The 12785-nt window shown below is 70.9% G+C and carries 10 protein-coding genes; all 10 read left to right on the top strand.

Going from position 1 to position 12785, the window contains the following annotated elements; translation table 11 throughout:
• The 10 genes from rsmH to murC all read left to right on the top strand — a co-directional run bounded on the left by rsmH (nt 1) and on the right by murC (nt 12785).
• Nucleotides 1-954: a 16S rRNA (cytosine(1402)-N(4))-methyltransferase RsmH gene (gene rsmH / locus FLP10_RS01275; RefSeq protein ID WP_149159220.1), complete on the top strand. Its 954-nt coding sequence runs from the start codon at nt 1-3 to the stop codon at nt 952-954.
• The gene (gene ftsL / locus FLP10_RS01270; protein WP_149159219.1) at nt 951-1562 is read left to right on the top strand and encodes a cell division protein FtsL; all 612 of its coding nucleotides are present in this window, start codon (nt 951-953) and stop codon (nt 1560-1562) included. The genes rsmH and ftsL overlap by 4 nt, the downstream gene beginning before the upstream one ends.
• 37 nt (nt 1563-1599) lie before the next feature.
• Entirely contained in the window at nt 1600-3402 is a 1803-nt protein-coding gene (locus FLP10_RS01265) for a peptidoglycan D,D-transpeptidase FtsI family protein (protein WP_149159218.1), read from the top strand.
• Between the two features lie 13 nt (nt 3403-3415).
• Nucleotides 3416-4969: a Mur ligase family protein gene (locus FLP10_RS01260; protein WP_149159217.1), complete on the top strand. Its 1554-nt coding sequence runs from the start codon at nt 3416-3418 to the stop codon at nt 4967-4969.
• Nucleotides 4966-6375: a UDP-N-acetylmuramoyl-tripeptide--D-alanyl-D-alanine ligase gene (locus FLP10_RS01255; protein WP_149159216.1), complete on the top strand. Its 1410-nt coding sequence runs from the start codon at nt 4966-4968 to the stop codon at nt 6373-6375. Before FLP10_RS01260 ends, FLP10_RS01255 begins: the two co-directional genes overlap by 4 nt.
• Nucleotides 6372-7469, top strand: coding sequence for a phospho-N-acetylmuramoyl-pentapeptide-transferase (gene mraY / locus FLP10_RS01250; RefSeq protein WP_149159215.1), 1098 nt, complete (start codon nt 6372-6374; stop codon nt 7467-7469). Before FLP10_RS01255 ends, mraY begins: the two co-directional genes overlap by 4 nt.
• Nucleotides 7466-9040, top strand: a complete 1575-nt coding sequence (gene murD, locus FLP10_RS01245; protein WP_149159214.1) for a UDP-N-acetylmuramoyl-L-alanine--D-glutamate ligase — start codon at nt 7466-7468, stop codon at nt 9038-9040. Before mraY ends, murD begins: the two co-directional genes overlap by 4 nt.
• Nucleotides 8967-10193, top strand: coding sequence for a putative lipid II flippase FtsW (ftsW, locus tag FLP10_RS01240; protein ID WP_149159213.1), 1227 nt, complete (start codon nt 8967-8969; stop codon nt 10191-10193). The genes murD and ftsW overlap by 74 nt, the downstream gene beginning before the upstream one ends.
• Entirely contained in the window at nt 10190-11320 is a 1131-nt protein-coding gene (gene murG / locus FLP10_RS01235) for an undecaprenyldiphospho-muramoylpentapeptide beta-N-acetylglucosaminyltransferase (protein ID WP_246150111.1), read from the top strand. The genes ftsW and murG overlap by 4 nt, the downstream gene beginning before the upstream one ends.
• A gap of 61 nt (nt 11321-11381) precedes the next feature.
• Nucleotides 11382-12785 carry a UDP-N-acetylmuramate--L-alanine ligase gene (gene murC / locus FLP10_RS01230; protein WP_246150102.1) on the top strand — a complete coding sequence of 468 codons (1404 nt, stop codon included), beginning with the start codon at nt 11382-11384 and terminating at the stop codon, nt 12783-12785.

The following is a 12785-nucleotide window of genomic DNA, read 5'->3' as shown; positions in this document are numbered from 1 at the left end:
ATGGACATCGAACGCATCCACACCCCCGTCATGCTCGAGCGCACCGTCGAGCTGCTGACACCGGCGATCGACCACGACGGCGCGGTGCTCGTCGACGCGACGCTCGGCATGGGCGGTCACGCCCGCGCGCTGCTCGAGCGGTTCACCGGGCTCACCGTCATCGGCCTGGACCGCGATCTCGACGCGCTCGCCATCGCCCGCGAGCGGCTCGCACCGTTCGGCGACCGCGCCCGCTTCGTGCACACGGTCTACGACGGCATCGGCCGCGCGATCCGGCGGGAAGGCTACGACGAGGTCGATGGCGTGCTCATGGACCTCGGCGTCTCCTCGCTGCAGCTCGACCGCGCCGAACGCGGCTTCGCGTACTCCAAGGACGCCCCGCTCGACATGCGCATGGACTCCTCGCGCGGGCGCACCGCGGCCGACGTGATCGCCGAGGCGTCCGAAGACGACCTGCGCCGGATCTTCCTCGACTACGGCGAGGAGAAGCTCGCCGCGCGCTACGCGCGGGCGATCGTGCGGGCTCGGGCGGACCATCCGATCACCCGCTCGGCCGAGCTGGTCGCGATCATCACGGATGCCACGCCGGTGGCCGTGCAGCGGCAGGGGCACCCCGCCAAGCGGGTGTTCCAGGCGCTGCGCATCGAGGTGAATGAAGAGCTCTCGGTGCTCGAGCGGGCCGTTCCAGCCGCGCTCGACGCACTCCAGGTCGGCGGGCGCATCGTCGTGCTCGCCTACCAGTCGCTCGAGGACCGCATCGTCAAGCGCGCGTTCCAGGCGGCGTCGACGTCGACGGCGCCGGCCGGGCTCCCCATGGAGCTGCCCGAGCACCGCCCCCGGTTCAAGCTGCTCGTCCGCGGTGCCGAACTGGCCAGCGAGGCCGAACAGGCCGAGAACCCCCGCGCGAAGCCCGTGAGGCTCCGAGCGGCCGAACGCGTGAGGAGGCCGTCATGAGCGCAGTGCCCGCTCAGACGCGGCCCGCCCCCGACCGTCGCCCCGGGCGCCGGGCCGGCGAGCAGTCGGCGGTACCCGGGCTGCGTCCCGTGCCGCGGTCGCAACGGCGTCGGGCGCCCCGACTCGTGTACGCGATCAGTGCAATCGGCGGCCTCGTGGCGATCGTCATCGCGCAACTGCTGCTGTCGCTGGCGCTCACCGAGGGCGCCTACGAGATCGACGGCTACCAGATGCAGCAGATCAAGCTCGAGCGGGAACAGCAGAAGCTCCGGGAAGACCTCGACCGGCTCGAGTCGCCCCAGAACATCGCCCAGAACGCCGAGTCGATCGGCATGGTGCCCGGCACCGACCCCGTGTACCTGCAGCTCAGCAACGGTGCGGTGCTCGGTCAGCCGAGCGCCGCCGAGGGCGGCGCGCAGGCATCGGGGCCGCTCGTCCCGAATTCGCTCATCGACGGCGTGCCGCCGGTGAACGAACTGCCGCAACAGCAGACTCCTGCTCAGGAGCCCGGCACCGGCCCGGGCGGGGCGGAGGCCACCGGCGGGGGAGCGGCAGGAAGCGCCGAACCTCCGGTCGCCGACGCGCTGCCGACGCCGTCCACCCACTGACCACGACCGATCTCGCCCCGACGGAGGACCGCACCGGATGAACCGCACCGCCAAGCACCCGATGCGGCGCATCATCGTCACCGCACTGGTGCTCGTCGCGATGGTGGGACTGTTCATCGTGCGACTCGTCGACATCCAGGTGGTGCGCGCGGCCGAGCTCAACGAGGACGCACTCGACATCCGCTCGCGCACCGAGCAGGTGTTCGGCACGCGAGGCGAGATCGTCGACGCGAACGGGGTGGTGCTCGCCGACAGTGTGATGCGCTACGACATCGCGCTCTCGCCGAAGCAGGCGAGGTCGGGGCCGTTCACGCGCGAGGTGGACGACCCCGACCACCCGGGCGAGACGAAGATCATCGACGTGCCGATCGAGCAATCGGCGGCCGAGATCGCCGAGGTGTTCGGGCGCACGCCGGCCGATGTCCTCAAGCTCATCGACGACGCGCTCGCAGCGAACCCCGACTCCGATTTCGAGTACGTCGCGCGACTCGTCGACACCGAGACCTTCGAACAGGTGCGAGCCCTCGGTATCCCGTGGCTGGTGCCGCACGAGCATCCGGCCCGCCGCTACCCGAACGGCGCGGTGGCCGGCAACCTGATCGGCTTCACCGACATCGACGGCGTGCCGCAGGCGGGGCTCGAGGAGGCGGCCGACGAGTGCCTCGCCAGCGAAGACGGAAAGGTCCGGTCGCTGCGGAGCCTCAAAGACTGGGTGACCATCCCGGGCAGTGAGCAGGTCGTGAAGAAGGCACGAGACGGAGGCACGCTGCAGCTCACGATCGATGCCGACCTGCAGTACGCGGTGCAGCGTATCGCCGAGGCGCAAGTGCAGGCGACCGGCGCGGCGTGGGCGACCGTGACCGTGATGGAGGCGAAGACCGGGCGGCTGCTCGCCGTTGCCGACGTGCCGACCGTCGATCCCAACGACCCGACGAGCGTCGACTCCGACGATCGCGGCTCGCGGGCGTTCACCGCGCCGTTCGAGCCTGGCTCGACGTTCAAGGCGCTGACCGCGGCGTCGGTGCTCGACGCCGGCCAGGGCGAGCCCGGCGTCACGGCCGACTATCGGTACATCGCGCCGAACGGCGCCGACGTCAACGACAGCTTCTTCCACGACGCGACCAACTACACGCTGACCGGCGTGCTCATCGACTCGTCGAACACGGGCATGTCGCTGTTCGGCGAGCGGTTGAGCGACCGGGTGCGCTACGACTACATGCGGGGGTTCGGCCTCGGCGAGGAGACCGAGGTGGGGTTCCCGGGTGAGGAGACCGGCGACCTGCACGGCGACCCCGATGAGTGGGACAACCAGACCAAGTACGCGACGATGTTCGGTCAGGGACTCACCACGACCGCCGTGCAGATCGCGAGCCTCTACCAAACCATCGCGAACGGCGGTGTGCGGATGCCGGTCACCCTCGTCGAGGGGTGCACCCAGCCCGACGGCGAGGTGACCGCAGCCCCCGACGGCACCGGCCGACGCGTGATCTCCGAGCAGGCGGCGAAGCAGACCTCCGAGATGCTCGAGCAGGTGTACCTGCACGGCTGGCTCGCCGACGAGTGGAACATCCCCGGGTACCGCGTCGCGGCGAAGACGGGTACCGCTCAGGTGTCCGACGGCGCAGGGGGGTACTCGGGCGACTACCTCGTCTCGGTATCGGGTTTCGCCCCCGCAGACGACCCGCAGTTCGTGGTTTCGGTGAGTCTCGCCTCTCCCGTTAAGATGAACTCGTCCGCCGCATCCGCCCCCGTCTTCCGAGACGTGATGAGCCAGGTGCTGAAGAAGTATCGGACCGTTCCATCCGGCGCTCCGGCGCCCGAGCTGCCAGCCACCTGGTGAGAAAGTTGGGTTCGTGACCGGATCGCCACCGTCGGCACTCCGGCCGCAGCACCCGAGCCCACGTTCGCTCCGCGGTCTCGCGGAGGCGTTCGGTCTCGAGGTGCGCGGCGAGATCGCCGACCTCGAGGTGACCGGCGCCGCATTGGCGTCGGGGCAGGTGCAGGGCGGCGACCTCTACGTCGGCGTACCGGGCCGGCACGCCCACGGTGCCGACTTCGCCGCGGCCGCGGCCGAGAACGGTGCGGTCGCGATCCTCACCGACTCCGACGGCGCCGCACGAGCCGCGGCCGCAGCGCCCGAGCTGCCGGTGCTCGTCACGCCCGACGCGCGGGCCGCCCTCGGCGCGGTCGCCGCGTGGATCCACCGCACCGACGAGCAGTCCGCGACCCTGTACGCGGTGACCGGCACGAACGGCAAGACGAGCGTCGTATACCTGATCTACGGCCTGCTGCGCCAGCTCGGCCTCGGTGCGGGACTCACGTCGACCGCCGAGCGCCGCATCGGCGATGAGGCCGTCACGAGCGGCCTCACGACTCCCGAGGCGAGCGAGCTGCACGCCCTGCTGGCGCGGGCCGCCGAGGTCGACGTGCGGGGCTTCGGCGTCGAGGTGTCTGCCCAGGCGCTCACGCGTCACCGCGTCGACGGGCTCGTGTTCGACGTCGCCGGGTTCACCAACTTGACGCACGACCATCTCGACGATTACTCCTCGATGGAGGAGTACTACGAGGCCAAGCGCGAGCTGTTCACCCCCGAGCGGGCGCGCCGGGGCGTCGTCACGGTCGACTCCGAGTGGGGGCGGCGGCTCGTCGGCGAATCGCGGATCCCCGTCACGACGCTGACGACGCTGCCCGACGTCGAGGCCGACTGGCGGGTCACGGTCATCGACGAGACGGCTGCGGCGACCACGTTCCGCGTCGACGCGCCCGACGGCCGCGCGCTCACCACGAGCGTGCCGCTCATCGGCTGGTACATGGCCGCGAACGCGGCGCTCGCGATCGCGATGCTCGTCGAGGGCGGCATCGACCTCGACCGCATCGCACAGGCCGTCGAGCGCGACGACGGCATCCCGGCGTACATCCCGGGCCGTGTCGAGCGCGTGTCGGGCGACCGTGGCCCGCTCGTCTTCATCGATTACGGGCACACGCCCGACGCCTTCCTGCAGACGCTGCGTGCGCTCCGCCCGCTCGTGCCCGGGCGGGTGATCATGCTGTTCGGCGCCGATGGCGACCGCGACACCACCAAGCGCGCCGAGATGGGCGCGATCGCCGCGCGCGGCGCCGACATCGTGGTCGTCACCGACTTCCATCCCCGCACCGAAGACCCCGCCGCGATTCGTGCGCAACTGATCGCCGGCGCCCGTGCCGCGGCGCCCGACCGCGAGCTGCACGAGGTGCCCGACCCCCGCGAGGCGCTGCGCCGTGCGATCTCGCTCGCCGGCCAGGGCGACGTGATCCTGTACGCCGGCCCCGGCCACGAGGACTACCACGAGGTGAACGGCGTGAAGCTCCCCTATTCGGCGCGCGACGACGCCCGGCAGGCCCTGCGCGACGCGGGGTGGCCGGCATGATCGCGCTCACGCTCGCCGAGATCGCCGACGCCGTCGGCGGCGCACTGCACCTCGACGGTTCGGATGCTGCGCCCGAGACGTCGGTCGGCGGCGCGGTCACGACCGACTCCCGGGAGGTCGAGCCGGGCGGGTTGTTCTTCGCCAAGCGGGGCGAGTTCGACGACGGCCACCGGTTCGCACCGGCCGCCGTCGAGCGCGGCGCAGCGCTGCTCGTGGTCGAGCATGCGCTCGACCTGCCCGTCGCGCAGGTCGTGGTCGCCGACACCGTCGATGCGCTCGGCGCGCTCGCGACCGAGGTCGTGCGACGGGTGCGGGCGCTCGGCCGCATGCGCGTGGTGGGCGTCACCGGCTCGAACGGTAAGACGACCACGAAGAACCTGCTGCGCACCATCCTCGAGGCCGAAGGGCCGACGGTCGCGTCGCGCAAGAGCTTCAACAATGAGGTCGGCGGCCCGATCACGATGCTCGAGGTGACCGAGGAAACCGAGTTCCTGGTCGCGGAGATGGGCGCCTCGGGCGTCGGTGAGATCGCCCGCCTGGTGCGGATGGCCCGACCCGACGTCGGCATCGTGCTGAAGGTCGGCCTCGCGCACGCCGGCGAGTTCGGCGGCATCGAGCAGACCGTCCGTGCCAAGAGCGAGATGGTCACCGACCTGCTGCCGACCGATGTCGCGGTGCTGAACGCCGACGACCCGCGGGTGGCGCCGATGGCGGCGCTCACGGCCGCACGCGTCGTCTTCTTCGGCCTCGGCGACGATGCCGATGTGCGTGCGACCGACCTGGTCGTGCACGCGCGCGGCACCGAGTTCACCATCGCGGCGGGCGAGGCATCCGCTCGGGTGCGCTTCGGCGTGCTGGGCGAGCATCATGTCGCGAACGCGCTGGCTGCGTCCGCCGCCGCCCTGCAACTCGGCGTGAGCCTCGACCACATCGCCGCAGCCCTCGAGACGGTGACGCTCGCCGAGCACGGCCGCATGGAGGTGCTGGGCGGGCGCGACGACATCACCATCATCAACGACGCCTACAATGCGAGCCCCGACTCGATGGCGGCCGCGCTGAAGACGCTCGCACAGGTGCGCCGCCCCGAGGCGCGCACCTTCGCGGTGCTCGGCGAGATGAGCGAGCTCGGCGAGTTCTCGGGTGAGGAGCACGACCGTATCGGGCTGCTCGCCGTGCGGCTCGGCATCTCGCAGCTCGTGGTGGTCGGCCAGGGCGCGAGGCGCCTGCACATCTCGGCGATCAACGAGGGCTCATGGGACGGCGAGTCCGCCTACGTCGAGTCCGCCGACGAGGCGTACGACCTCGTCGTGTCCAAGGTGCGCCCCGGCGACACCGTGCTGGTGAAATCGTCGAACGCGGCGGGTCTGCGTTTTCTGGCCGAACGATTGGGAGAATGGTTCGCATGAGGGCACTGCTGAGCGCCGGAGCGTTGTCGCTCGCCTTCACGCTCTTCCTGACTCCGCTGTTCATCCGGCTCTTCACGAAGCTCGGGTGGGGGCAGTTCATCCGCGACGACGGCCCGCAGAGCCACCATGTCAAGCGCGGCACGCCCACCATGGGCGGCATCATCTTCATCCTGGGCACGCTGTTCGGATACTTCACGGCGACGTTGCTGATCTCGAACGAGCCGCCGACCGCGTCGGGCCTGCTCGTGCTGTTCATGATGGTGGGCCTCGGCATCGTCGGCTTCGTCGACGATTTCCTGAAGACCCGCAAGAAGCAGAGCCTCGGCCTCGGCGGCTGGGCGAAGATCGCGGGGCAGGTTCTGATCGCGGGTGTCTTCGCGCTGCTCGCGCTGCAGTTCCCGAACGAGGGCGGCGCGACGCCGGCGACGACGAAGATCTCATTCATCCGCGATCTGCCGCTGGATTTCATGGTGTTCGGCTCGGTCGTCGGCATCATCCTCTACGTGGTGTGGATCTGCCTGCTGGCCACGGCCGGCTCGAACGGCGTCAATGTCACCGACGGGCTCGACGGGCTGGCATCGGGCGCGTCGATCCTCGCGATCGGCTCGTTCGTCATCATCGGCTTCTGGCAGTTCAATCAGTCGTGCTTCGGCGAGAACCTCAACCCGTCCGATGAGTACCGCTGCTACGACGTGCGCGATCCCCTCGACCTTGCGATCATCGCGACCGCGATCATCGGCGGCCTGGTCGGGTTCCTGTGGTGGAACACCAACCCCGCCCATATCTACATGGGCGACACGGGCTCGCTCGCGCTCGGCGGTGCGCTCGTCGCGCTCGCGATCTTCACCCGCACCGAGCTGCTGCTGATTCTGATCGGCGGCCTGTTCGTCATCGAGACGGGGTCGGTGATCGTGCAGCGCGTGTACTTCAAGCTCACCGGCGGCAAACGGATCTTCCTCATGAGTCCGATCCACCATCACTTCGAGCTGAAGGGGTGGGCCGAGGTCACGATCGTGGTGCGCTTCTGGATCATCGCGGGCCTGCTCGCGGCCGCGGGCGTCGGTGCGTTCTACTTCGAGTGGCTCCAGCGATGACGGCATCGGATGCCGCAGCCTCGCGTCTCGACTCGTTGACGAGCTGGCACGCCGACTGGGCCGGGCTGAAGGTCTCGGTGCTCGGTCTCGGGGTCACCGGGTTCGCCGTCGCCGACACGCTCACCGAGCTCGGCGCCGAAGTGCTGGTGCTCGCGCCCGCACCCGACGACGATCGTTCGCGCATCCTCGACGTGATCGGCGCGCGACTCGTCGTCGACCCGCTCGACGGGGTTCCGGCCGAGCTGGCGGCATTCGGTCCTGATCTCGTGGTCGCCTCTCCCGGATTCCACCCCGACCACCCCGTGCTCGAGTGGGCGGGTGCCGAGGGCGTCGCCGTGTGGGGCGATATCGAGCTGGCGTGGCGGGTGCGCGACAAGGTCTCGGGTGCGGCCGAGTGGATCCTCGTCACCGGCACGAACGGCAAGACGACGACGGTGCAGCTCGCCGCGACGTTCATCGCCGCGAACGGACTGCGCGCCGCACCCTGCGGCAACATCGGCGTGCCCGTGCTCGACGCGGTGCGCGACCCGGGCGGGTTCGACGTGTTCGTGGTCGAGCTCTCGAGCTACCAGCTCCATCACCTGCCGACCAGCGGGCCCGGAGCGATCCATCCGCTCGCGAGCGTGTGCCTGAACCTCGCCGACGACCATCTCGACTGGCACGGCTCCTTCGCCGCGTACGCTGCCGCCAAGGCCAAGGTCTACGAGAATACGAAGGTCGCCTGCGTGTACAACCGCGCGGACGAGGCGACCCGCCGGATGGTCGAGGAGGCCGAGGTCGAGGAGGGCGCGCGAGCGATCGGCTTCGGGCTCGACACTCCTGGCCCGAGCGACTTCGGCGTCGTCGAGGGGATCCTCTGCGACCGCGCCTTCCTCGACGAGCGGGCGACGGCCGCCCTCGAAATCACGACGCTCGACGAACTCGCCCCGCGCGGCCTCGACGCCCCGCATGTCGTGCAGAACATCCTCGCGGCCAGTGCCCTCGCGCGTGCCGCGGGCGTGCCCGTCGGGGTCATCCACGACGCGCTGGCGGAGTTCCGCCTCGACGCCCACCGGATCGAGACCGTCGCGCAGGCCGGCGGCATCCGGTGGATCGACGACTCGAAGGCGACGAATCCGCACGCGGCCGAGGCGTCGCTGCGCGCGTTCGGTCAGGTCGTGTGGATCGTCGGCGGACTGCTCAAGGGTGTCGACGCCGACGCGCTCGTCGCCGCGCACGTCGAGCGTCTGCGCGCGGCGATCGTGATCGGCCGCGATCGCGCCGCGCTCGTGGCGGCCTTCGCCCGACACGCGCGCGATCTCCCCGTCTTCGAGGTGACGGCGACCGACACTGATGCTGTGATGCCCGAGGCGGTGGCACTGGCGGCGGCTGTCGCCGAGGAGGGCGACACCGTGCTCCTCGCGCCGGCCGCGGCATCCATGGACCAGTTCGCCGACTACGCCGACCGCGGTCGACGGTTCCACACGGCGGTTCGAGCGATGCTGGGAGGTGAGGCGGATGGCGACACCGCCCAGAACGGCGCGACCGAAGTCCGAGCGGACGAAGACGGCGCGCCGGGCGACCCCGCCTGAGCGCGACGGCGCGGCCGCGGCCGCACGGATCCGCATCGCGCGTCTGTTCCCGGTCGAGTCGGCCGACTACTTCCTGCTGCTCGGTACCACGATCTTCCTGACCGTCTTCGGATTCGTGATGGTCGTCTCGAGCTCGCTCGTCGAGTCCCAGATCGAAGACGGCGGATTCCTCGTGCAGGCGAGCCGGCAGGGCATGTTCGCGCTCATCGGGGTGCCCCTCATGCTGCTGGCGAGCCGGGTGCCCGAGCACTGGTGGATGCGGCTCGCCTGGCCGGCGCTCGCGCTCTCGTGCGCGTTGCAGTTGCTCGTGGTCGCGACCGACCTCGGCGTCGAGGACGGCGGCAACACGAACTGGCTCGCGATCGGATCGGTGCAGTTCCAGCCGTCGGAGGCGATCAAGGTGTCGCTGGTGATGTGGCTCGGCATGATCGTGACGAAGAAGCAGCAGCAGCTCGGCGACTTCACGCACGGCATCCTGCCCATCCTCATCGTCGGAGGCGGTGCGATCGGATTGGTGCTGCTCGGCGGCGACCTCGGCACGGTCATGATCATGGGCGGCATGCTGCTCGGCGCGCTGTTCCTGATCGGCGTGAAGCTGCGGTTGCTGCTCGTGCCGGTGGTGCTCGGAGCCGTCGTGTTCGGGCTGGTCGCCGTGTCGAGCGAGAGCCGGATGCGCCGCATCACGTCGTTCCTGCAGGAGCAGTGCACGTCGATCGACACCGGCGACTGCTGGCAGGTGCAGCACGGCATGTTCGCGCTGGCGAACGGCGGCATCTTCGGCGTCGGGCTCGGCAACTCGGCCGCGAAGTGGTCATGGCTGCCCGCCGCCGACAACGACTTCATCTTCGCGATCGTGGGGGAGGAGCTCGGTCTCATCGGCGCGATCGTGGTGATCGGCATGTTCGTGCTGCTCGCGATCGCGTTCACCCGAGTGCTCCGGCACGCCCCGACGCCGTTCGGTCGGGCTGCGACGGCGGCGGTGCTGGTGTGGGTCATCGGCCAGGCGTGTGTCAACATCGGTGTCGTGCTGAAGGTCTTCCCCGTGCTCGGCGTGCCGCTCCCGCTGGTGTCCGCCGGCGGCACGGCACTGCTCACCACTCTGTTCGCGATCGGCATCGTGCTGTCCGTCGCCCGACGGGCGGGCGTGCGATGACGACATTCCTGCTGGCCGGCGGGGGCACCGCCGGCCACGTGAACCCGCTGCTCGCGGTCGCCGACCGGCTGCGCGAACGCGACCCGTCGGCCCGGGTGCTCGTGCTCGGCACGCGCGAAGGGCTCGAGTCGCGACTCGTGCCCGCGCGCGGCTACGACCTGCTGACCATCGACAAGGTGCCGTTCCCGCGTCGACCGAACGCGGCGGCCGCCCGCTTCCCGGCCCGCTTCCGGCGCTCGATCGGCGAGGTCGGCGAGATCCTGGCGCGCGAGCATGTCGACGCGGTCGTCGGCTTCGGCGGCTACGTGTCGACGCCCGCATACTTGGCCGCGCGTCGCGCTGGCATTCCGGTGGCGATCCACGAGGCGAACGCCCGGCCCGGCCTCGCGAACCGGCTCGGCGCACGGTTTGCCGCGGCGACCGGGGTCGCGTTCGAGGGCACCCCGCTTCCGCGGTCGCGCGTGGTCGGCATGCCGCTGCGTCGCGAGATCGAGACCCTCGACCGGGAGTCGGTGCGGGCCGAGGCGTTGGGCGCGTTCGGGCTCGACCCCGCCCGGCCCGTGCTGCTCGCGACAGGCGGGTCGCTCGGTGCACGCCGGATCAATCGCACGATGGTCGACGCCGCAGCCGCGATCCTCGCGACGGGCTGGCAGGTGCTGCACCTCACGGGGGCGAAGAGCGAAGTCGCCGATCCGGCGCTCGACGGCTATCGCATGCTCGAGTACGCCGACCGCATGGACCTCGCGCTCGCGGTCGCCGACCTCGCGGTCTCGCGTGCGGGCGCCGCGACCGTCTCGGAACTCGCCGCACTCGGCATCCCCGCGGTCTACGTGCCCTACCCGGTCGGCAACGGCGAGCAGCGCTTCAACGCGGCCGGCGTGGTCGCCGCAGGCGGGGGCATCCTCGTCGATGATGCGGCCTTCACGCCCGAGTGGGTCGCGGCCGAGCTGGTGCCGCTGCTGTCCGATCGCGATCGCGTGCGCAGCATGGCGGCGGCCGCGGCCGCCGTGGGCTTCCGCGACGGCACCGACCGCTTCATCGCGCTCGTCGACGAGGCGCTCGCGGCCGGCCGCACGGCCCGGCCCGGGCGCGGCGGGGCAGCCGGCGGCCCCGCCGAACACGCGTAACGTTGGATCAGCGGATGCCTCGGGCATCCGATCGCCACCCGCCCCAGGAGGACCCCGCCCCGTGACCATCAAGCCCGACCCGACCACCGTGATCCCCGCCGATCTCGGCAACGTGCACTTCGTCGGCATCGGCGGCTCGGGCATGAGCGGCATCGCTCGGCTGATGCTCGGCGACGGCCACCGGGTGACGGGCTCCGACGTGCGCGACTCGGCGAACATCGCGGCGCTGCGCGAACTCGGTGCCGAGGTCGCCATCGGGCACGACGCCGCGAACCTCGCCGACGACGTCGACACGGTCGTCGTCACCGGGGCGCTCTGGCAGGACAATCCCGAGTACCAGGCGGCGCTGCGGCGCGGCCTGCCGGTGCTGCATCGGTCGCAGGCGCTGGCGGCGCTCATCGCCGGTCGGCGTCTGGTGTCGGTGGCGGGTGCGCACGGCAAGACGACCTCGACGGGCATGATCGTCACGTCGCTGCTCGCCCAGGGCGCCGACCCGAGCTTCGTGAACGGCGGGGTCATCGCCGACCTCGGCGTGTCGAGCGCGGCCGGCGATGGCGAGCTGTTCGTCGTCGAGGCCGACGAGTCCGACGGCTCGTTCCTGCTCTACGACACGTCGGTCGCGCTCATCACGAACGTCGACCCCGACCACCTCGACCACTATGGGTCGCGCGACGCGTTCGAGCAGGCGTTCGTCGACTTCGCCGACCGGGCGCGCGAGTTGGTCGTCATCTCCTCCGACGACGCGGGCGCGGTGCGCGTCTCGCAGCGGCTGTCGCATCCGAATGTGGTCACGTTCGGTGAGGCGGATGACGCGACGGTGCGCGTGCACTCGATCGAGACCACCGGCCCGGTGGCGTTCTCGATCGACTACCGGGGTGCGACGTACTCGGCCCGCCTGCGTGTTCCCGGCCGCCACAACGCGATCAACGCCGCGGGGGCGTTCGCGGTGCTCGTGGGCCTGGGCGGAGACCCGACCGCGTCGCTGGCGGGCATCGAGCGGTTCGGCGGCACCGGCCGCCGCTTCGAACTGCACGGCTCGGTGGGCGGCGTCGCCGTCTACGACGACTACGCCCACCACCCGACCGAGGTCGCGGCGGCGCTCGCGGCCGCGCGCACGGTCGTGGGCGAGGGCCGGATCATCGCGGTGCACCAGCCGCACACGTACAGTCGCACGCAGGCGTTCGCGAAGGAGTTCGCCGAGGTGCTCGAGCAGTACGCCGACGAGACCGTCGTGCTCGACGTCTACGGCGCGCGGGAGGACCCGGTGCCGGGGGTGACGGGCGAACTGGTCAGCGAGCGTTTCGGCGACGCCCGAAAGGTGGCGTTCATCGCGGACTGGCAGGCGGCCGCCGACCACACGGCTCGCATCGCCCGTGACGGGGACTTCGTGATCACGCTCGGCTGCGGCGACGTGTACCGCATCGTCCCGCAGCTGCTCGAGGCGCTCGAGCGGGAGCGCGGGTGA

It is taken from the genome of Agromyces intestinalis, from assembly GCF_008365295.1.
Lineage (GTDB): Bacteria > Actinomycetota > Actinomycetes > Actinomycetales > Microbacteriaceae > Agromyces > Agromyces intestinalis.
This window is presented reverse-complemented; position numbering and strand designations above follow the sequence as displayed.